Origin of the sequence: Enterobacter cloacae complex sp. ECL411, from assembly GCF_021869665.1 — a bacterium.
Taxonomy (GTDB): Bacteria; Pseudomonadota; Gammaproteobacteria; order Enterobacterales; family Enterobacteriaceae; genus Enterobacter; species Enterobacter intestinihominis.
Genome location: NZ_CP091488.1, coordinates 122,426 through 141,394, shown reverse-complemented (window position 1 = coordinate 141,394; position 18,969 = coordinate 122,426). Strand labels below are relative to the sequence as shown.

Annotated in this window: 19 protein-coding genes and 4 pseudogenes; 14 read left to right on the top strand and 9 right to left on the bottom strand. The window is 54.5% G+C overall.

All coding sequences use genetic code 11. The features are described from left to right. The 8 genes and pseudogenes from L3069_RS25355 (at position 1) to mphR(A) (ending at position 8,313) form a co-directional block, all read left to right on the top strand. Positions 1 to 1,041 carry a TerY-C metal binding domain-containing protein gene (locus L3069_RS25355; protein WP_045899550.1) on the top strand — a complete coding sequence of 347 codons (1,041 nt, stop codon included), beginning with the start codon at positions 1 to 3 and terminating at the stop codon, positions 1,039 to 1,041. Beyond that, positions 1,041 to 2,678 (top strand): PP2C family serine/threonine-protein phosphatase, encoded by a 1,638-nt coding sequence (locus tag L3069_RS25350; RefSeq protein ID WP_111971777.1) that lies wholly within the window; start codon positions 1,041 to 1,043, stop codon positions 2,676 to 2,678. The genes L3069_RS25355 and L3069_RS25350 overlap by 1 nt, the downstream gene beginning before the upstream one ends. 25 nt (positions 2,679 to 2,703) lie before the next feature. After that, entirely contained in the window at positions 2,704 to 4,203 is a 1,500-nt protein-coding gene (locus tag L3069_RS25345) for a helix-hairpin-helix domain-containing protein (protein ID WP_032662300.1), read from the top strand. Positions 4,204 to 4,518: 315 nt separating this feature from the next. Beyond that, positions 4,519 to 4,698 (top strand): annotated as a pseudogene (locus L3069_RS25340) (ArsR/SmtB family transcription factor); the annotation flags it as partial. A 64-nt stretch (positions 4,699 to 4,762) separates the two neighbouring features. Then, positions 4,763 to 5,467 (top strand): IS6-like element IS26 family transposase, encoded by a 705-nt coding sequence (locus L3069_RS25335; RefSeq protein WP_001067855.1) that lies wholly within the window; start codon positions 4,763 to 4,765, stop codon positions 5,465 to 5,467. A gap of 121 nt (positions 5,468 to 5,588) precedes the next feature. Beyond that, complete coding sequence (locus L3069_RS25330) at positions 5,589 to 6,494, top strand: Mph(A) family macrolide 2'-phosphotransferase (protein WP_000219391.1); 906 nt, start codon at positions 5,589 to 5,591, stop codon at positions 6,492 to 6,494. Next, on the top strand, positions 6,491 to 7,729 hold the full coding sequence (gene mrx(A), locus L3069_RS25325; RefSeq protein WP_000004159.1) for a macrolide resistance MFS transporter Mrx(A): 1,239 nt from the start codon (positions 6,491 to 6,493) through the stop codon (positions 7,727 to 7,729). Before L3069_RS25330 ends, mrx(A) begins: the two co-directional genes overlap by 4 nt. Beyond that, the gene (mphR(A), locus tag L3069_RS25320) at positions 7,729 to 8,313 is read left to right on the top strand and encodes a macrolide-binding transcriptional repressor MphR(A) (RefSeq protein WP_001137892.1); all 585 of its coding nucleotides are present in this window, start codon (positions 7,729 to 7,731) and stop codon (positions 8,311 to 8,313) included. Before mrx(A) ends, mphR(A) begins: the two co-directional genes overlap by 1 nt. Positions 8,314 to 8,805: 492 nt before the next feature. Here mphR(A) and L3069_RS25315 read toward each other — a convergent pair whose 3' ends face one another. From L3069_RS25315 to chrA, 4 genes and pseudogenes are all read right to left on the bottom strand, one after another. After that, a complete protein-coding gene (locus tag L3069_RS25315; RefSeq protein WP_001389365.1) occupies positions 8,806 to 9,570 on the bottom strand; it encodes an IS6-like element IS6100 family transposase in 765 nt (254 codons plus the stop codon). Between the two features lie 117 nt (positions 9,571 to 9,687). Next, a pseudogene (locus L3069_RS25310) lies at positions 9,688 to 9,753 on the bottom strand (EAL domain-containing protein); the annotation flags it as partial. A 43-nt stretch (positions 9,754 to 9,796) separates the two neighbouring features. Further along, positions 9,797 to 10,102 carry a PadR family transcriptional regulator gene (locus L3069_RS25305; RefSeq protein ID WP_000130000.1) on the bottom strand — a complete coding sequence of 102 codons (306 nt, stop codon included), beginning with the start codon at positions 10,100 to 10,102 and terminating at the stop codon, positions 9,797 to 9,799. 10 nt (positions 10,103 to 10,112) lie between these two features. Next, complete coding sequence (gene chrA, locus L3069_RS25300; protein ID WP_000184001.1) at positions 10,113 to 11,318, bottom strand: chromate efflux transporter; 1,206 nt, start codon at positions 11,316 to 11,318, stop codon at positions 10,113 to 10,115. Between the two features lie 227 nt (positions 11,319 to 11,545). Between chrA and L3069_RS25295 the strand changes: the two genes are divergently transcribed. The 5 genes and pseudogenes from L3069_RS25295 (at position 11,546) to L3069_RS25275 (ending at position 15,696) form a co-directional block, all read left to right on the top strand. Then, a complete protein-coding gene (locus L3069_RS25295; RefSeq protein WP_000427619.1) occupies positions 11,546 to 12,550 on the top strand; it encodes an IS110-like element IS5075 family transposase in 1,005 nt (334 codons plus the stop codon). Between the two features lie 276 nt (positions 12,551 to 12,826). After that, a pseudogene (locus L3069_RS25290) lies at positions 12,827 to 13,042 on the top strand (Tn3 family transposase); the annotation flags it as partial. 31 nt (positions 13,043 to 13,073) lie between these two features. Beyond that, a pseudogene (gene virB10, locus L3069_RS25285) lies at positions 13,074 to 14,126 on the top strand (type IV secretion system protein VirB10); the annotation flags it as partial. A gap of 41 nt (positions 14,127 to 14,167) precedes the next feature. Further along, a complete protein-coding gene (locus L3069_RS25280; RefSeq protein ID WP_000128596.1) occupies positions 14,168 to 15,163 on the top strand; it encodes an ATPase, T2SS/T4P/T4SS family in 996 nt (331 codons plus the stop codon). Continuing rightward, on the top strand, positions 15,163 to 15,696 hold the full coding sequence (locus tag L3069_RS25275; RefSeq protein WP_000792636.1) for a phospholipase D family protein: 534 nt from the start codon (positions 15,163 to 15,165) through the stop codon (positions 15,694 to 15,696). The genes L3069_RS25280 and L3069_RS25275 overlap by 1 nt, the downstream gene beginning before the upstream one ends. Positions 15,697 to 15,868: 172 nt before the next feature. Here the strand turns inward: L3069_RS25275 and L3069_RS25270 are convergent, their stop codons facing one another. The 4 genes from L3069_RS25270 to L3069_RS25255 all read right to left on the bottom strand — a co-directional run bounded on the left by L3069_RS25270 (position 15,869) and on the right by L3069_RS25255 (position 17,472). Continuing rightward, positions 15,869 to 16,183, bottom strand: coding sequence for a hypothetical protein (locus tag L3069_RS25270; protein WP_000091613.1), 315 nt, complete (start codon positions 16,181 to 16,183; stop codon positions 15,869 to 15,871). 254 nt (positions 16,184 to 16,437) lie between these two features. After that, complete coding sequence (locus tag L3069_RS25265) at positions 16,438 to 16,794, bottom strand: cupin domain-containing protein (RefSeq protein ID WP_000215515.1); 357 nt, start codon at positions 16,792 to 16,794, stop codon at positions 16,438 to 16,440. Next, the gene (locus L3069_RS25260; RefSeq protein ID WP_001293886.1) at positions 16,784 to 17,185 is read right to left on the bottom strand and encodes a DUF86 domain-containing protein; all 402 of its coding nucleotides are present in this window, start codon (positions 17,183 to 17,185) and stop codon (positions 16,784 to 16,786) included. The genes L3069_RS25265 and L3069_RS25260 overlap by 11 nt, the downstream gene beginning before the upstream one ends. After that, the gene (locus L3069_RS25255) at positions 17,182 to 17,472 is read right to left on the bottom strand and encodes a nucleotidyltransferase family protein (protein ID WP_001247892.1); all 291 of its coding nucleotides are present in this window, start codon (positions 17,470 to 17,472) and stop codon (positions 17,182 to 17,184) included. Before L3069_RS25255 ends, L3069_RS25260 begins: the two co-directional genes overlap by 4 nt. 158 nt (positions 17,473 to 17,630) lie before the next feature. Between L3069_RS25255 and L3069_RS27405 the strand changes: the two genes are divergently transcribed. Next, a complete protein-coding gene (locus L3069_RS27405) occupies positions 17,631 to 17,765 on the top strand; it encodes a hypothetical protein (protein WP_255737041.1) in 135 nt (44 codons plus the stop codon). A 198-nt stretch (positions 17,766 to 17,963) separates the two neighbouring features. On the opposite strand, the gene L3069_RS25250 is transcribed toward L3069_RS27405, so the two are convergent. Continuing rightward, a complete protein-coding gene (locus L3069_RS25250) occupies positions 17,964 to 18,968 on the bottom strand; it encodes an IS110-like element IS5075 family transposase (RefSeq protein WP_000427619.1) in 1,005 nt (334 codons plus the stop codon). Position 18,969: the final 1 nt, after the last annotated feature.

Below are 18,969 nucleotides of genomic sequence, written 5' to 3'. Positions count from 1 at the left end.
ATGAGACGCCTTCCCGTGTTTTTTGTCCTGGACTGTTCAGAGTCCATGATTGGTGAAAACCTGAAAAAAATGACTGATGGTCTGCAAATGATCGTCGGAGATTTAAGAAAGGATCCACACGCACTTGAAACAGCCTGGGTTTCGGTAATCGCATTTGCCGGTGTAGCCCGTACGATTGTACCTCTTCACGAAATTGCCTCGTTCTACCCTCCCCGCCTTCCCGTTGGCGGCGGTACGAGCCTTGGGGCCGCATTGCGTGAGCTGACCGTACAAATTGATACCCAGGTCAGAAAAACCACTCATGAGGCTAAAGGCGACTGGAAACCCGTCGTGTATCTCCTTACCGACGGACGTCCGACTGACGACACAACCGCAGAAGTGAAGCGCTGGAAGGATCACTACGCGAGTAAAGTGAATCTCATTGCCGTTGGCCTGGGGCCGTCAGCGGACCTGAATACCCTGCGGCAACTGACAGAGAATGTCATGCTGTTCACCGAGTCTCAGGAAGGGGACTTTACCCGCTTCATCAAATGGATCACAGCCTCGGTTACGGCGCACAGCCGCAGCGTCGGAGACGACAAACAACCTGAGCTCAGCCAGACTGAATACATAGTCCGGCTGGCCAAGGACGAGCCAGTAAAAGCGTACGACGAAAACTGCGTTACGCTTACCGGCCGTTGCAGCAAGACCCGTCGTCCGTATCTGATGAAGTATGAACGGCCACCAGCAAGGATTTCCGGGCTCGATTTCAGCCTGAACCTGAACAGCTTTAATATTGCCGGATGCTATCCCATCGATGAGGACTATTTTGCATGGTCAGATGCCACCGCTACCGGTTTGCAGGTAAACACCAGCGAACTGCATGGCGTACCGGGTTGCCCTCACTGCGGTAATGCCAGTGCGTTTGCCCTGTGCTCATGCGGAAAATTGCTGTGCATTGACGGCCCGGATGACGTGATCTGCCCGTGGTGTGAAACAGGTCTGTCATTCAGCAATGATGGCGGAAACACTAACTTCGACGTAAACAGAGGGAGAGGTTGATGTCGCAAAATGCTTTACTTGAAGAGAAGATTATCCGCTTAGTGCTGTCTGAGCTGGGCCACCCTGTAGAAGGTGAGCGGCTTTTTCTTCTATCGCACGACCCTTCCCTTACTGAAGAGATTATGCGGCTTAAAGAGCGGATTGAAAGCCTTGCACAGGGTTTATCTGCGCGGGTTAGCGAAGGTTATAACGACGCAGAGATCGCCCCCTCGTCAGCATCCAGCCTTTCCGATCAGCAACAAACGGTCGTAAGTGATGCAGATAACCCGGGCATTGACGCTACCGATACACCATTACTGCAACCCCTGCCAGAAAATGAACCTCATCCTCCGTTCTGGAAGCTGATGCCTTATTACGAATTTGATAAACCAGCACAGAGGGAAGACGAAAACCTGTCTTCCCTGGTATTAAAACCCGGGCAGATACCGACAGGCCAGCAGCGGGCCGGATTAGCTGTGCCACCTGCCGTTCCCCCGAGAGCTAAAATAGTTATTCCCAACGCCCGCGCAGGCGAACGTTTCTCTTCGCCGGTTGCTATAGTTCTGGATGAGGGCCAGCAGGCTACTGTCAGGGACGTTGTCTTTCCCAGGAACATTGGCCTGACCTTTGACAAAGAGCATAAGTTGCTGACAGGTACACCCACCGAAAGCGGCGATATAGAGCTTTCAGTACTCTGGTCATGCGCTTCGCACGACGAATGCGAAACAAAACAGCTTTTTATAGTCAATCCCGATCCGAGAAGCCTGTGGAAGGTGGTAGAGCCACCAGCAGACGCTTCCTACCCTAAGTCCCATCTGGACGCTGCTGGCCTGGTCAGGGGTGACATACGTATTGCTGCCGCCAGTCGCCGGGGACGATCTCATGAGCATGCCGGGAGCTTCAGAGATGACGACTTCTATATCAACCACTGCCAGGAAACAGGATGGTCTGTCATGCTGGTCGCAGACGGGGCCGGTAGTGCGGTAAATTCCCGGGAAGGCTCCCGGATTGCAGTCCAAACGGCTGGCGATTACCTTTTCAATCAGCTCAGTGGTTTGAAAGGCGTCCATCTAAAGCAGCACATCACGGCGTGGGAAGGGAGCGATCAGCAGGCAACCATAAACGCCATGCTTCATCATTTTAAACAGGCAGCTACGCTCGCGGTCAACAGTATCCAGAACGAAGCCATTTGTGCAGAACAACCTGTGAAATCCTATTCAACAACCCTACTGGCAACTGTAGCGCTACGAACTGATAATGAGCTGTTTGCGGCTGCATTCTGGCTTGGTGATGGTGCGATAGGTGCATACAGCCCTTCCGGTAAAGTCAGGATACTGGGAAATCCCGATAGCGGAGAATACGCAGGACAAACCCGCTTTCTTGACCAGAGCATTATCGCAGACCCCTCGTTTAGCGGCCGCATCAGCGTGGGTAAATGGAATGATGTATCTCACTTGATCCTCATGACAGATGGCGTATCAGACCCTCTGTTTGAGACAGATAACGGGCTTCGCAGTGACGAAAAATGGACCCGTCTCCTTGATGAGCTCATCCCTGTCCTTACAGACGCCAGTATTGCGCCTGAGAGGTTAGGCGACTGGCTTAACTTTTTCTCCACAGGGAACCACGATGACCGCACTATTGCGGTGTTGTGGTAAGGGATACGCTTCTTCGGTGATCAATATGGCAAATATTGTTACGTGCAAAACAAAGGACGGCGAAACAGTCCAGTATGTTGACGAGGTAATTGGTTCGGGCTCGATGAAGGATGTTTACTTCTCGCCTGATAAATCATACGTCGTCGCTTTTTATCATAAACCGCAGAACGAGCAGGCCCGGGATCGGATTGATATGATCACCGGACGCTACAGGCAAAACATTTTTGGCCAGTCCGGAGGTGAATACTGGAAGGACCTGTTTTGCTGGCCGACCCACGTTGTTGAGCATGGGGATAAAATCGGCATCGTGGTTCCAACCTACAAAAGCTACTTTTTCTTTAAATACGGCTCTAAAAACGATGATTTTCTTGGCATAAAAGGCCGTGAAAAGGAAGGCAAATGGTTTGCCAGCGCCAGCAACCAGAATAAATTTCTCGACCCACGTGAACGAGGCAATACGCTTACCTATCTCAAGGTCTGTCTGCTGCTAACAAGAGCCGTCAGAAGGATGCATGCGGCAGGTCTCTGTCACAGCGATCTAAGCTATAAAAACGTGCTTATCGATCCAGAAATGGGACATGCCTGCATCATTGACGTAGACGGCCTGGTTGTCCCTGGAAAGTATCCTCCCGACGTCGTGGGCACCCCGGATTTTATCGCTCCGGAAGTGGTGAAAACCAGCCATCTTTCCAAAGAGGATCCGAACCGCGTATTGCCAAGCATTTCTACTGACCGTCATGCGCTGTCGGTGCTTATCTACATGTATCTGTTCTTCCGTCATCCGCTACGTGGCGGAAAAATACATGACATGTCGGATGAAGTACGTGATGAGACCTTATCTATGGGTGAGAAGGCACTCTTCATTGAACATCCGACAGACAAAAGCAATGCAGTCAAAGTCAGTCAGCTATCCTCCTTTTCACTGCCCTGGGCTGACCCGGAGAAAATTCCTTACACCATCATGGGCCCTTATCTGACGCCTTTGTTTGAACGCGCCTTTATTGATGGCTTACACGATGCCACTAAACGCCCGACCGCCGATGAGTGGGAAAGTGCCCTGGTTAAAACAGTCGATCTGATACAGCCCTGCCAGAACAAGGCGTGTGAACAGAAATGGTACGTTTTCTCAGGTAAGACAAAGCCGGTTTGTCCCTACTGCGGTACGCCATACAAGGGTAAATTACCGGTTCTAAATTTATATTCATCCCGAAAGGAAGGCAGTTATCGTCCTGACGATCACCGGTTGATGGTGTGGAGCGGGCAGTCAATCTATGCGTGGCATGTGAATCGCCTCATTGCGCCAAATGAGCGCACAACCGATGCACAAAGGAAACGAGTTGGGTATTTTGTTTTCCATAACGATCAGTGGTGGTTAGTAAATGAAGGCATAAATGGGCTTATGTCATTACCGGATAAACGACAGATTGCCATTGGTGAAAAAATTGAACTGACGAATAACGCTCAGTTTGTTCTGTCAAAGGAGGAAGGCGGCAGGCTAGTCGTCGTTCAGTTAGTAGAAAACTAACGGACGCCCATAACGACTAAAACGTTCTGGCAGAATACTGAACCTGTTTAAGGGGTCTGAGGTCCAACCATGCGAAAAACCACGTTAAGAAAGCAACCTTCTGAAAAGGCGACGTTTATCAGTTTTTTTTCCGGCCATAAAGGGGGCGGAAATTATTCCCTGCACGGGTATTCGCAAGGATTTCGGTAGTGCTCTGGCTCTGCCCCCCATAACCTGGCGGACAGAGCATGATTGGGAAAGCGGTACCCTCACGGCAGAAACGATTGACGCAGGCTATATTTCTATTATTCTGGAAATATAGATAAAGGAGGTATTATGGATTTAAACACTGCTGCAAACGCACTTCGAGAACTGGGCCACCCGACACGTCTCAGCATATACCGGGAGCTGGTCAGGGCGGGTCATGAAGGCCTGCCGGTTGGCGAACTGCAGAAGCACCTTGAGATTCCTGCCTCCACGCTCAGCCATCATCTTTCAGCGCTGATATCCGCTGGACGGCACTGTTGCAAATAGTCGGTGGTGATAAACTTATCATCCCCTTTTGCTGATGGAGCTGCACATGAACCCATTCAAAGGCCGGCATTTTCAGCGTGACATCATTCTGTGGGCCGTACGCTGGTACTGCAAATACGGCATCAGTTACCGTGAGCTGCAGGAGATGCTGGCTGAACGCGGAGTGAATGTCGATCACTCCACGATTTACCGCTGGGTTCAGCGTTATGCGCCTGAAATGGAAAAACGGCTGCGCTGGTACTGGCGTAACCCTTCCGATCTTTGCCCGTGGCACATGGATGAAACCTACGTGAAGGTCAATGGCCGCTGGGCGTATCTGTACCGGGCCGTCGACAGCCGGGGCCGCACTGTCGATTTTTATCTCTCCTCCCGTCGTAACAGCAAAGCTGCATACCGGTTTCTGGGTAAAATCCTCAACAACGTGAAGAAGTGGCAGATCCCGCGATTCATCAACACGGATAAAGCGCCCGCCTATGGTCGCGCGCTTGCTCTGCTCAAACGCGAAGGCCGGTGCCCGTCTGACGTTGAACACCGACAGATTAAGTACCGGAACAACGTGATTGAATGCGATCATGGCAAACTGAAACGGATAATCGGCGCCACGCTGGGATTTAAATCCATGAAGACGGCTTACGCCACCATCAAAGGTATTGAGGTGATGCGTGCACTACGCAAAGGCCAGGCCTCAGCATTTTATTATGGTGATCCCCTGGGCGAAATGCGCCTGGTAAGCAGAGTTTTTGAAATGTAAGGCCTTTGAATAAGACAAAAGGCTGCCTCATCGCTAACTTTGCAACAGTGCCGGATTGAATATAACCGACGTGACTGTTACATTTAGGTGGCTAAACCCGTCAAGCCCTCAGGAGTGAATCATGACCGTAGTCACGACCGCCGATACCTCCCAACTGTACGCACTTGCAGCCCGACATGGGCTCAAGCTCCATGGCCCGCTGACTGTCAATGAGCTTGGGCTCGACTATAGGATCGTGATCGCCACCGTCGACGATGGACGTCGGTGGGTGCTGCGCATCCCGCGCCGAGCCGAGGTAAGCGCGAAGGTCGAACCAGAGGCGCGGGTGCTGGCAATGCTCAAGAATCGCCTGCCGTTCGCGGTGCCGGACTGGCGCGTGGCCAACGCCGAGCTCGTTGCCTATCCCATGCTCGAAGACTCGACTGCGATGGTCATCCAGCCTGGTTCGTCCACGCCCGACTGGGTCGTGCCGCAGGACTCGGAGGTCTTCGCGGAGAGCTTCGCGACCGCGCTCGCCGCCCTGCATGCCGTCCCCATTTCCGCCGCCGTGGATGCGGGGATGCTCATCCGTACACCGACGCAGGCCCGTCAGAAGGTGGCCGACGACGTTGACCGCGTCCGACGCGAGTTCGTGGTGAACGACAAGCGCCTCCACCGGTGGCAGCGCTGGCTCGACGACGATTCGTCGTGGCCAGATTTCTCCGTGGTGGTGCATGGCGATCTCTACGTGGGCCATGTGCTCATCGACAACACGGAGCGCGTCAGCGGGATGATCGACTGGAGCGAGGCCCGCGTTGATGACCCTGCCATCGACATGGCCGCGCACCTTATGGTCTTTGGTGAAGAGGGGCTCGCGAAGCTCCTCCTCACGTATGAAGCGGCCGGTGGCCGGGTGTGGCCGCGGCTCGCCCACCACATCGCGGAGCGCCTTGCGTTCGGGGCGGTCACCTACGCACTCTTCGCCCTCGACTCGGGTAACGAAGAGTACCTCGCTGCGGCGAAGGCGCAGCTCGCCGCAGCGGAATGAGCGAACGTCGATATAGCCCGCTCGCGACGCTGTTCGCGGCGACCTTTCTCTTCCGGATCGGCAACGCGGTGGCGGCCCTCGCGCTTCCATGGTTCGTCCTGTCTCATACAAAGAGCGCGGCCTGGGCGGGCGCCACGGCCGCTAGCAGCGTCATCGCGACCATCATCGGCGCGTGGGTTGGTGGTGGCCTCGTCGATCGGTTCGGGCGCGCGCCCGTCGCATTGATCTCGGGTGTGGTGGGCGGCGTGGCCATGGCGAGCATCCCACTGCTCGATGCCGTTGGCGCCCTCTCGAACACTGGGCTGATCGCTTGCGTGGTGCTCGGTGCCGCGTTCGACGCACCCGGTATGGCCGCGCAGGACAGTGAGCTGCCCAAACTCGGCCACGTCGCCGGGCTCTCCGTTGAGCGCGTCTCGTCACTGAAAGCGGTGATCGGGAACGTCGCGATTCTAGGTGGCCCGGCCCTTGGGGGGGCCGCAATCGGCCTGCTTGGCGCTGCGCCAACGCTCGGGCTGACGGCGTTCTGCTCCGTCCTTGCAGGTCTGCTCGGCGCGTGGGTGCTTCCCGCGCGTGCCGCTCGGACGATGACCACGACGGCGACTCTCTCCATGCGCGCCGGCGTCGCTTTTCTCTGGAGCGAACCCCTGCTGCGCCCTCTCTTTGGTATAGTGATGATCTTCGTGGGCATCGTTGGCGCCAACGGCAGCGTCATCATGCCTGCGCTGTTTGTAGATGCAGGACGCCAAGTAGCAGAGCTCGGGCTGTTCTCCTCAATGATGGGGGCTGGTGGTCTCCTTGGCATTGCCATTCATGCGTCGGTCGGCGCCCGGATATCAGCGCAGAACTGGCTGGCGGTGGCATTTTGTGGCTCTGCGGTGGGCTCGCTTCTGCTTTCACAGTTGCCAGGCGTGCCGGTGCTGATGTTGTTGGGCGCGCTCGTGGGACTGCTGACCGGCTCAGTCTCTCCCATTCTCAACGCTGCCATCTACAACCGCACGCCGCCAGAACTTCTCGGCCGGGTACTCGGCACGGTCTCGGCGGTGATGCTGTCAGCCTCGCCCATGGTTATGCTTGCGGCCGGCGCGTTTGTCGACCTTGCTGGTCCGCTCCCTGGCCTCGTTGTATCGGCCGTGTTTGCGGGGCTCGTGGCTCTACTCTCGCTCCGTCTTCAATTTGCTACAATGGCGGCGGCAGCCACAGCCTCCGCCCCAACCCATACAGAAGGTGAACACTGATGCCCCGCCCCAAGCTCAAGTCCGATGACGAGGTACTCGAGGCCGCCACCGTAGTGCTGAAGCGTTGCGGTCCCATAGAGTTCACGCTCAGCGGAGTAGCAAAGGAGGTGGGGCTCTCCCGCGCAGCGTTAATCCAGCGCTTCACCAACCGCGATACGCTGCTGGTGAGGATGATGGAGCGCGGCGTCGAGCAGGTGCGGCATTACCTGAATGCGATACCGATAGGCGCAGGGCCGCAAGGGCTCTGGGAATTTTTGCAGGTGCTCGTTCGGAGCATGAACACTCGCAACGACTTCTCGGTGAACTATCTCATCTCCTGGTACGAGCTCCAGGTGCCGGAGCTACGCACGCTTGCGATCCAGCGGAACCGCGCGGTGGTGGAGGGGATCCGCAAGCGACTGCCCCCAGGTGCTCCTGCGGCAGCTGAGTTGCTCCTGCACTCGGTCATCGCTGGCGCGACGATGCAGTGGGCCGTCGATCCGGATGGTGAGCTAGCTGATCATGTGCTGGCTCAGATCGCTGCCATCCTGTGTTTAATGTTTCCCGAACACGACGATTTCCAACTCCTCCAGGCACATGCGTAAACGGAGGTGTGCAGAGTCCCTGCGGCAGGCGACGAACACGACCGTCGTCGATTAGTACCGGTACGGTCGGTGGTATCGAAGTCTTGATCACCACTCAGGTCTACGGCTTACAAATGGTGACCATCCCGATACTTGCGTCAGAGCACCGGGCCGATTCTTTGACAGTGAATCACTCCCGTAAGGTTGTGCCGGTGTGGGTGTCCCGGGTCGAGACGATACTCCGCCAATGCGCCCAGCAAACAACCTGGCCATCGCAGGTGGTGGGGAGCGGTGTGGCGGATGAGTTGGACAAGTTGGTGTAGCAGCACGAGCACGGCGAGATAACATCGCAGGAGTTCGACATGCTCAAGAGACAGCTGATTGCGAATCGCGATGCAGATTCATAACCCGATTGCGGGTTGGCTTCACTCCACCATCACCGAGCAGACTAGCACGGCGGGCTCTGTTGCAAAGATTGGCGGCAGTCAGAGGTAGGCTGTCGCTCTGCGCCGATCAGGCGGCTGCTGCGAAATGGTGGTTGAGCATGCCCATGGCCTCCGTCAGCGCCGAGGGCCCAATGCCAAAAGCTCTCTCCACAAGGCGCACCTCGCCCCTGATGCCGGGCTGCAGGCACCAGGGGCGAGCCTGTCCTTTGCGCAGGGCTCGCATGACTTCGAATCCCTTGATCGTGGCATAGGCCGTGGGGATCGATTTGAAACCGCGCACCGGCTTGATCAGTATCTTGAGCTTTCCGTGATCGGCCTCGATCACGTTATTGAGATACTTCACCTGCCGGTGGGCCGTCTCCCGGTCCAGCTTTCCTTCGCGCTTCAATTCGGTGATCGCTGCACCATAGCTCGGCGCTTTGTCGGTATTGAGCGTGGCAGGCTTTTCCCAGTGCTTCAGGCCTCGCAGGGCCTTGCCCAGGAACCGCTTCGCTGCCTTGGCGCTGCGGGTCGGCGACAGGTAGAAATCGATCGTGTCGCCCCGCTTGTCGACTGCCCGGTACAGGTAGGTCCACTTGCCCCGCACCTTGACGTAGGTTTCATCCAGGCGCCAGCTCGGATCAAAGCCACGCCGCCAGAACCAGCGCAGCCGCTTCTCCATCTCCGGGGCGTAGCACTGGACCCAGCGATAGATCGTCGTATGGTCGACCGAAATGCCGCGTTCCGCCAGCATTTCCTCAAGGTCGCGATAGCTGATCGGATAGCGACAATACCAGCGCACCGCCCACAGGATCACATCACCCTGGAAATGGCGCCACTTGAAATCCGTCATCGTTCCGTCCGTCCAATCTCCGCCAAGCATGCTCAAGCTTCACGATTTTTGCAACAGAGCCCACACGAGTATTGAGCATAGTCGAGATTGGTGCAGATCACTTCTGATATTGAACTGTCAGGAGCTGGCTGCACAACAGCCATTACGCCCAATCAACTGGTGCAGTCGTCTTCTGAAAATGACAATCCAGTTAGGGTATAGCTCAACCTGACATAGAAGCAAAAACTCAACCACCTTCTACCAACTCTCCGAACAGCTCCTTGACCTTTGTTTTCGCATCAGCAAGTGCAGTTCTGCCTTGTTCAGTGATGTCATAAACACGCCGTTCACGTCGCCCGGTGCGTTCGTGGCGTGAGGTCAGATAGCCTTTTTTTTCCAGGCCGTGCAGCATCGGGTACACGGTGCCAGCGCTCATCTCGTAGCCGTGTCGGCGTAGCTCTTCGATGATCCCCAGCCCAAAGACAGGTTCCTCGGCTGCATGGTGAAGGATGTGCAGGCGGATCAAACCGCCGTAGAGGTCTTTGTCAGTCATTTTTTGTGCCTCACAGAGCGACGCTCAACAGCCACCCAGCTGCACCGCTACCGAGGACAACCAGCCACGGCGGGAGCTTCCAGAACATAAGTGCGACAAGGGCAACTAATGCCAAGCCGAAGTCTTGCGGCTGAAAGATGGCGCTAGTCCATACAGGCTGATACAGCGCGGCCAGCAGCAAGCCGACTACAGCGGCATTGATCCCGGCCAGCGCAGCTTGGATGCCTGTATTGCGGCGCAAACGCTCCCAAAATGGCATTGATCCGACGACCAGCAAGAACGAGGGCGCGAAGATAGCCAGCAGACACACAATGCCGCCGATCCAGCCCGACGGGGCGGTGTTCATCGAGGCACCAAGAAACGCGGCGAACGTGAACAAAGGGCCGGGCACCGCTTGAGCTGCCCCGTACCCCGCGAGAAAGGATTCATTGTTGACCCAGCCGGAGGGCACCACTTCGGCTTGCAGTAATGGCAGCACAACGTGACCACCGCCGAACACCAGTGATCCGACACGATAGAAGGAATCCACCATTGCCATGGTTTGACTTGGCATCAGTTCGGCCAACACCGGCAGGCCAATCAGCAAGACAAAGAACAGCGAGAGCCAAAGCACGCCGGCCCGGTGACTGACCGTGATAGGTAGGGGGTCATGCTCAACAACTTTCGCTGGCTTGAACAATAACCGGCCTGCGATGCCTGCGATAGCAATCACGCCAACCTGTCCCCACGCGGACGGCACAAGTAAAACGACGCAGGTAGCAATTGCCATGATGGTGACTCGCAGCCCATCCGTGCATAGGTTACGCGCCATGCCCCATACTGCTTGAGCGACCACGGCCACAGCCACCACTTTTAAGCCATGCAACGCGCCCTGCGAGACGTAATCGCCATAGCTGGAGATGCCGAGCGCAAAAAGGATCAAGGCTATGGCAGACGGCAGCGTGAAGCCAGCCCAAGCAGCCAGCGCCCCGCTGTATCCAGCCCGAGACAGTCCTACCGCTATGCCGACCTGGCTGCTTGCAGGCCCTGGCAAGAACTGACAAAGCGCGACCAAGTCAGCATAGCTCCGTTCGGAGAGCCAGCGCCGCCGTGTGACAAATTCGGCGCGGAAGTAGCCCAAGTGCGCAATGGGGCCGCCAAAAGATGTCAATCCAAGCCGCAGAAAAATAAGAAAGACCGACCATGGTCTGCTGTCATCGGTAGGGTTATTCGTCATACTTTCGCCTTCATGATCTGCAACGAGTTGATCAATAATAAGCGAAATTCGATAACGAAATTCGATATAAATCTAGAAAAAAATACCTCTATGTGTACTACGCAGTTTTAGCTGTGGCTTTCACAGGAGCACGCTTACTTACGGCTTAGCGTGCTTTATTTAATGAGATGGTCACTCCCTCCTTCCCAGTACTATGCTGAGGACAGGCTTTCATTCGGAGAACCATCATGGAAAACATTGCGCTTATTGGTATCGATCTGGGTAAGAACTCTTTCCATATTCATTGTCAGGATCATCGTGGGAAGGCCGTTTACCGTAAAAAATTCACCCGACCAAAGCTAATCGAATTTCTGGCGACATGCCCGGCAACAACCATCGCGATGGAAGCCTGTGGCGGTTCTCACTTTATGGCACGCAAGCTGGAAGAGTTAGGGCATTTTCCAAAGCTGATATCACCGCAATTTGTCCGCCCATTCGTTAAAAGCAACAAAAATGACTTCGTTGATGCTGAAGCTATCTGTGAAGCAGCATCACGTCCATCTATGCGTTTCGTGCAGCCCAGAACCGAATCTCAGCAGGCAATGCGAGCTCTGCATCGTGTCCGTGAATCCCTGGTTCAGGATAAGGTGAAAACAACTAATCAGATGCATGCTTTTCTGCTGGAATTTGGTATCAGCGTTCCGCGAGGTGCTGCCGTTATTAGTCGACTGAGTACCCTTCTTGAGGACAGTAGTTTGCCTCTTTATCTCAGCCAGTTACTGCTGAAATTACAACAGCATTATCACTATCTTGTTGAGCAGATTAAAGATCTGGAATCTCAGTTGAAACGAAAGTTGGACGAAGATGAGGTTGGACAGCGCTTGCTGAGTATTCCCTGCGTTGGAACGCTGACTGCCAGTACTATTTCAACTGAGATTGGCGACGGGAAGCAGTACGCCAGCAGCCGTGACTTTGCGGCGGCAACAGGGCTGGTACCCCGACAGTACAGCACGGGAGGTCGGACGACATTGTTAGGGATTAGCAAGCGGGGCAACAAAAAGATCCGAACTTTGTTGGTTCAGTGTGCCAGGGTATTCATACAAAAACTGGAACACCAGTCTGGCAAGTTGGCCGACTGGGTCAGGGAGTTGTTGTGTCGGAAAAGCAACTTTGTCGTCACCTGTGCTCTGGCAAACAAGCTGGCCAGAATAGCCTGGGCACTGACGGCGCGACAGCAAACTTACGAAGCATAAAGGCAGAAATACACCAGTTTAAACAATCATTCATCTGGTTTTGCGAATACTGATATTGATGATACTAACGGCCCACCGGCCTGTTGAGGAACCTGTAAAACGGAAAGGCTCATTGAAGCCGTATATTTTCTGGAGGTTCATCAGGCGCGGAACTCATCGAGGCGCGGGAATAAAATCCCATTCAGACGCCGGATAGATTCAAGCAAGCCAACTTGTCGTCAAAATCGGTGTTGCAAAAACGGGAGTGACCATAGATTCCGTTTTCCAAGCGGACCCCTGGTACTGTGGAACACACTTTATATGCAGGAAGCCCTGAGCTGGATACGCAGTAATGGAGAAGAAATCGGGGTTGAAGATATCGCCCGGTTGTCCCCACTGATGCACGGGCATATCAATATGCTGGGGCATTATACGTTTACGCTACCGGAGGATATTTTGAAGGGGGAACTGAGAGAACTAAATTTCAATTTAAACAATGAATTAACTTCTTAGCGTACGTTTTCGTTCCATTGGCCCTCAAACCCCTGGTATGAAAGCCTTTGTCATACTGATGGCGCTGCTTGCTTTGGTATTCATCGGGATTACGGTCATGGGTAAAATTCGCGCCCCGGCTAAAGCTGAAGCTGATAAAGACGGTGGTAAAGCGCAACAGGCCAATACACTGCCAAACTACAGCTTTAACAGCGATCCTGATGTTAATAAACCTGCAACTGCGCAGAATAGCGCCACTGATGCCCGTGCTGTGCAGGCTGCCGCACAGGCAGATGCAGATGCGGGCAGCAGCAATACCGGCGCGCGTACCTCTAATAAGCGTAAAGAACCTTCGCCTGAAGAACTGGCTATGCAGCGTCGTCTGGGCGGCGAGCTGGCCCAGACTAATCAGGCGGCTACAAGCAATAGTCCCGGAGTGCAGCCCCAGGACAACGAAACAAGCGAAGGTAGTTCAGCACTCGCTAAAAACCTGACTCCTGCAAGGCTGAAGGCTAGCCGCGCTGGAGTCATGGCTAATCCCAGCCTGACTGTTCCGAAAGGCAAAATGATCCCCTGTGGTACCGGCACCGAGCTGGATACCACTGTTCCGGGTCAGGTTTCCTGCCGGGTTTCACAGGACGTTTACTCAGCTGATGGACTCGTTAGGCTGATTGATAAAGGCTCATGGGTTGACGGGCAGATTACCGGTGGTATCAAAGACGGCCAGGCGCGCGTGTTTGTTCTCTGGGAGCGTATCCGCAATGACCAGGACGGGACAATCGTTAATATTGACAGTGCCGGAACGAACTCACTCGGCAGCGCGGGGATTCCGGGCCAGGTGGATACCCATATGTGGGAGCGTCTGCGTGGTGCGATCATGATTTCGTTGTTCTCTGACACCTTAACGGCGCTGGTTAACCAGACGCAGAGTAATAACATTCAGTACAACAGCACAGAAAACAGCGGTGAGCAGCTGGCGTCTGAAGCACTTCGCTCTTACATGTCTATCCCCCCTACCCTCTACGATCAGCAGGGTGATGCGGTGAGCATTTTTGTTGCCCGCGACCTCGATTTCAGCGGCGTTTATACGCTCGCAGACAACTAAAAAAGTGGGCGCTTAGCGCCCGCTTTTCTTCAGGAGTAATCATGACTGATGCAGCTTTCTATCAACTTGGCCCACTGCGCGAGTATTTAGAAGATCCTACTGTTTTTGAAATTCGCATTAACTGCTTTCAGGAAGTTATCTGTGATACGTTCAGCGGCCGCAGGGTTGTGCAGAACGCGGCAATTACGGCAGATTTTATTAGGAACCTTGCTAAATCGTTGGTGAGCAGCAACAAGCTGACCATGCAGGCCATTAATGACGTGATCCTGCCTGGCGGGATCAGGGGCGTTATCTGTCTGCCCCCTGCGGTGATTGACGGTACAACGGCCGTAGCGTTTCGTAAGGATTTGGCGGCCGATAAAAATCTGGAGCAGCTGACCAGCGAGGGGATTTTCAGTGACTGCCGGAAGATTACCGGCAGCAAGCAAAGCCTAACGGATGATGATTTTTTCCTTAAAGAGCTGCACAGCAGCGAAAAATGGCCCGCATTCCTGCAAACCGCCGTTGAGAAGAAACGCACTATCGTGATCTGCGGTGAAACCGGGTCGGGGAAAACGGTACTCACGCGCGCGCTGTTAAAATCGCTACATAAAGACGAGCGTGTAATTATTTTAGAGGACGTTCACGAAGTCACGGTCGATCACGTTGTAGAAGCCGTTTATATGATGTACGGCGATGCAGGAAAGATCGGCCGCGTCAGCGCCACTGATGCCCTGCGAGCCTGTATGCGTCTGACACCGGGCCGTATCATCATGACTGAGCTTAGGGATGATGCTGCGTGGGATTATCTTAAAGCACTTAATACCGGCCATCCAGGCGGTGTTATGTCAACGCACGCTAACTCTGCGCGCGATGCCTTTAACCGTATTGGGCTGCTTATCAAGGCGACCCCTATCGGCCGTATGCTCGATATGAGCGATATTATGCGAATGCTCTACTCCACCATTGACGTTGTGGTGCATATGGAAAAGCGGAAAATCAAAGAAATTTATTTTGACCCTGAATATAAAATGCAGTGTGTGAACGGGAGCCTGTAATGAAAAACTTAGCAACCTGGCTTCTGGCCGCAGCATTTACGACAGCCGCCCTGCCCGCCTTTGCGGTGGAACCATCCGTTCAGGTTGGCTACTCGCCTGAAGGAAGCGCCCGCGTTCTCGTCCTGAGCGCCATTGACTCCGCAAAAACCTCGATACGGATGATGGCTTATTCTTTTACCGCCCCGGATATTATGAAAGCACTGGTAGCAGCCAAAAAACGGGGAGTTGATGTGAAAATCGTAATTGATGAAAGGGGCAATACGGGGCGCGCCAGCATTGCGGCCATGAACTACATAGCGAACAGCGGCATCCCTTTGCGTACTGACAGTGATTTCCCTATCCAGCATGACAAGGTGATCATCGTGGATAATGTGACCGTTGAAACTGGCAGCTTTAATTTCACCAAAGCGGCCGAAACGAAAAACTCGGAGAATGCGGTGGTGATCTGGAACATGCCTAAGCTCGCTGAATCATTCCTCGAACACTGGCAAGACCGCTGGAATCGGGGGAGAGACTACCGTTCCAGCTACTGAATACTGACCGCCAAAAGGCGGTTTTTTTGTTCAAAGAAACTGATCTCAGTATCGCGCCCGGGGCAGCTGGCCAACGTCGCCGGCATCGCGCCGGCAAAAATCGAAAAACAGAAATATCAGCAAGATAGCTTAAACAGGTGTCGGGAAATTTCGTTGAGATATTTTGAAGGAATCACAGTGTAAGCAGGCGCTTTTTCAGGGAGGCGCGTTCTTGCGGGTTGCGTCCCTTGTGATTGGCGATGCGATCCGCCGTGGCGGCCTGGCGCTTGACGGGCCAGTAGGAGCGGCCATCCTTGCCCATCGACCAGACGCTGCTGGCCTGGTTTTCCAGCAGGGGCAGATGGGCGCTCAGGGCTTCGGGCGACGCGCTGGTCAGCGCCGTGCGCTCACGGGTGCGCCAGCGCTGATGCCAGAGCTTCTTGTCCTCGCGCTCGCTGCCGCAGGTCGTGTGCCCGACGATGGGTGTTTTGCGGCGGCTGCGGCTCATAACGTAGTGGTCTCCAAGAACATTCAGGACTGATCCCAGGCGTCGATGGTCAAGACCTGATCGGCAGGACAGGCGGCTACGCGGTCGGGAACTGGATGGTGTTCAGTCTCATGCCGACCCCATTCGATTGATCGCGTCGCTTGCGGCACGCTGCGACGCAAGGAGGTTTGCGACCTGGTTTAGCAGCCGTGTCCGCTGCATGTCTGTTACCTATCTCCCCGACCGCTCATTGGACCAACTCCAGAGATTGGGCTCTATCGCTCAGCCAATACGAAACCGGCATTGGCTGATGCCACAACCGAGACTAACACAAATGGCTCGGTACCTGTATTTCGCGCCCCGTGCACTTGGCCCGGTCTTGCCACGGCTATCTCACCTTCCCTGAGGGCACGAACAATCCCATTGCCCTGAAAGTAATCAGCCATTCCCGACAAAACAGTCCACGTGTCTTGGCCGTGAGGATGAATGTGAGCCGCAATTTCCTGCCCGGGATGGACATGCCAAACCACGATAATTGAGTCTCGGGTTTCAAGCACAACGGAACGAATAGGCTCGCCTTCGGACGGCTGAACATACTCGGCTACAGAAAATATTCTCGATTCAACAGTCATCGGAGATCCCTCTTTCACAGTTGTCGTTACGGTCTTCATCGTCGGCATCCTGACGCACGGCGGGCAATTGCTGGAGCAACGCCGGCAGCCATTCCTGTACCGTCTCCCACACCACATCGAGGTTGATGTCGAAATAGCCGTGAGCCATGCGATTACGCATATTGCGCATGCTGCGCCACGGCACGTCGGCATGCGCCTGGGTGAACTCGACGTAGCCATCCATCACCTTTGTGGCCGCCTCGCCGATGACGATCAGGCTCATGATGACGGCCTGCTGGGTGCGCTTGTCGGCCAAGAAGTCGTCCTTGGCCATCCCTTCCACGAAGCTGCGCGCATCGGTTGCGGCCTGCTGAATGTGGTCGAGGTAATCGGGCAGGCGGTTCTCGCTCATATCGGTTGCGCCTCCGCGAGCACCTTGGCCCGGAACTTCGGCGGCAGGTCGCCGGGAGTCAGCAGATCGACGTCAACGCCGAGCAGCGATTTCAGTTCTTCTTCCAAATCGCCCAAGTCCAACAACGTGGCACCGGGCAGCGCATCGACCAACAGGTCGAGGTCGCTGCCATCCCGGTCGGTGCCATGCAGCACCGAGCCGAAGACGCGCGGGTTCGCGGCGCGAAAGCGGCCTACCGCTTCACGCACTGCGCTTCGCTTCATGTCAAGCACAACAGACGGTCGCATGCGCATCCTTTCTTATCGAAACTCGTTGAGATGATATGCAATCAAGAATAGAATTTCAAGAACTATTTTCGAGAATCGCAATGCCTTGATTCCCGTGCCGCGCCGGTTGCCTTGGCGGGCTTGTCACAAACCTACGTTTTCAAGAAGAAGGAAACCGCATGCCCCGCCGTTCGATCCTCTCCGCCGCCGAGCGCGAAAGCCTGCTGGCGTTGCCGGGGTCGTCTCAGAAAACGGAATCTATGGTCACTCCCGTTTTTGCAACACCGATTTTGACGACAAGTTGGCTTGCTTGAATCTATCCGGCGTCTGAATGGGATTTTATTCCCGCGCCTCGATGAGTTCCGCGCCTGATGAACCTCCAGAAAATATACGGCTTCAATGAGCCTTTCCGTTTTACAGGTTCCTCAACAGGCCGGTGGGCCGTTAGTATCATCAATATCAGTATTCGCAAAACCAGATGAATGATTGTTTAAACTGGTGTATTTCTGCCTTTATGCTTCGTAAGTTTGCTGTCGCGCCGTCAGTGCCCAGGCTATTCTGGCCAGCTTGTTTGCCAGAGCACAGGTGACGACAAAGTTGCTTTTCCGACACAACAACTCCCTGACCCAGTCGGCCAACTTGCCAGACTGGTGTTCCAGTTTTTGTATGAATACCCTGGCACACTGAACCAACAAAGTTCGGATCTTTTTGTTGCCCCGCTTGCTAATCCCTAACAATGTCGTCCGACCTCCCGTGCTGTACTGTCGGGGTACCAGCCCTGTTGCCGCCGCAAAGTCACGGCTGCTGGCGTACTGCTTCCCGTCGCCAATCTCAGTTGAAATAGTACTGGCAGTCAGCGTTCCAACGCAGGGAATACTCAGCAAGCGCTGTCCAACCTCATCTTCGTCCAACTTTCGTTTCAACTGAGATTCCAGATCTTTAATCTGCTCAACAAGATAGTGATAATGCTGTTGTAATTTCAGCAGTAACTGGCTGAGATAAAGAGGCAAACTACTGTCCTCAAGAAGGGTACTCAGTCGACTAATAACGGCAGCACCTCGCGGAACGCTGATACCAAATTCCAGCAGAAAAGCATGCATCTGATTAGTTGTTTTCACCTTATCCTGAACCAGGGATTCACGGACACGATGCAGAGCTCGCATTGCCTGCTGAGATTCGGTTCTGGGCTGCACGAAACGCATAGATGGACGTGATGCTGCTTCACAGATAGCTTCAGCATCAACGAAGTCATTTTTGTTGCTTTTAACGAATGGGCGGACAAATTGCGGTGATATCAGCTTTGGAAAATGCCCTAACTCTTCCAGCTTGCGTGCCATAAAGTGAGAACCGCCACAGGCTTCCATCGCGATGGTTGTTGCCGGGCATGTCGCCAGAAATTCGATTAGCTTTGGTCGGGTGAATTTTTTACGGTAAACGGCCTTCCCACGATGATCCTGACAATGAATATGGAAAGAGTTCTTACCCAGATCGATACCAATAAGCGCAATGTTTTCCATG

Coding starts and splice junctions, on each gene's coding strand:
- L3069_RS25315 (WP_001389365.1), bottom strand. CDS start 9,570: ATGACGGATTTCAAGTGGCGCCATTTCCAGGGTGATGTGATCCTGTGG.
- L3069_RS25355 (WP_045899550.1), top strand. CDS start 1: ATGAGACGCCTTCCCGTGTTTTTTGTCCTGGACTGTTCAGAGTCCATG.
- chrA (WP_000184001.1), bottom strand. CDS start 11,318: ATGACGAATAACCCTACCGATGACAGCAGACCATGGTCGGTCTTTCTT.
- L3069_RS25330 (WP_000219391.1), top strand. CDS start 5,589: ATGACCGTAGTCACGACCGCCGATACCTCCCAACTGTACGCACTTGCA.
- L3069_RS25305 (WP_000130000.1), bottom strand. CDS start 10,102: ATGACTGACAAAGACCTCTACGGCGGTTTGATCCGCCTGCACATCCTT.
- L3069_RS25295 (WP_000427619.1), top strand. CDS start 11,546: ATGGAAAACATTGCGCTTATTGGTATCGATCTGGGTAAGAACTCTTTC.
- L3069_RS25280 (WP_000128596.1), top strand. CDS start 14,168: ATGACTGATGCAGCTTTCTATCAACTTGGCCCACTGCGCGAGTATTTA.
- L3069_RS25335 (WP_001067855.1), top strand. CDS start 4,763: ATGAACCCATTCAAAGGCCGGCATTTTCAGCGTGACATCATTCTGTGG.
- L3069_RS25265 (WP_000215515.1), bottom strand. CDS start 16,794: ATGACTGTTGAATCGAGAATATTTTCTGTAGCCGAGTATGTTCAGCCG.
- L3069_RS25255 (WP_001247892.1), bottom strand. CDS start 17,472: ATGCGACCGTCTGTTGTGCTTGACATGAAGCGAAGCGCAGTGCGTGAA.
- L3069_RS25260 (WP_001293886.1), bottom strand. CDS start 17,185: ATGAGCGAGAACCGCCTGCCCGATTACCTCGACCACATTCAGCAGGCC.
- L3069_RS25250 (WP_000427619.1), bottom strand. CDS start 18,968: ATGGAAAACATTGCGCTTATTGGTATCGATCTGGGTAAGAACTCTTTC.
- L3069_RS25350 (WP_111971777.1), top strand. CDS start 1,041: ATGTCGCAAAATGCTTTACTTGAAGAGAAGATTATCCGCTTAGTGCTG.
- L3069_RS25345 (WP_032662300.1), top strand. CDS start 2,704: ATGGCAAATATTGTTACGTGCAAAACAAAGGACGGCGAAACAGTCCAG.
- L3069_RS25270 (WP_000091613.1), bottom strand. CDS start 16,183: ATGAGCCGCAGCCGCCGCAAAACACCCATCGTCGGGCACACGACCTGC.
- L3069_RS27405 (WP_255737041.1), top strand. CDS start 17,631: ATGCCCCGCCGTTCGATCCTCTCCGCCGCCGAGCGCGAAAGCCTGCTG.
- L3069_RS25275 (WP_000792636.1), top strand. CDS start 15,163: ATGAAAAACTTAGCAACCTGGCTTCTGGCCGCAGCATTTACGACAGCC.